Origin of the sequence: Pseudomonas sp. SIMBA_068 (assembly GCF_046534705.1) — a bacterium.
Lineage (GTDB): Bacteria > Pseudomonadota > Gammaproteobacteria > Pseudomonadales > Pseudomonadaceae > Aquipseudomonas > Aquipseudomonas putida.
Genome location: NZ_JAWRYI010001422.1, coordinates 1 through 242 on the forward strand (window position 1 = coordinate 1; position 242 = coordinate 242).

The 242-nt window shown below is 62.8% G+C and carries 1 pseudogene; it reads left to right on the top strand.

The window, feature by feature from the left end:
* A pseudogene (locus tag SB756_RS34305) lies at nucleotides 1-242 on the top strand (polymerase); the annotation flags it as partial.

Sequence of the window (242 nt, forward strand, 5' to 3'; positions counted from 1 at the left end):
CCTGGTCGCCGGCCGAAGAGCCGGGGCGTGAAATCAAGCGCCTGATCTACATTCTGGTCTTCCTGATGGCGTTCCCGTTGCTGGCCCAGCTGGGGCTGGCCCGGATCCGCCAGTTGTTGCTGCTGGGGAGTGGCCTTTTGGCCTTCGCCGCGCTGGTGTCGATCATCAACTTCTACGGGTTGCAGGGCAAATCGCTGCTGGCCCGGCTGGCAGGCATCGGTGAAATTTCACACCCCATCCTG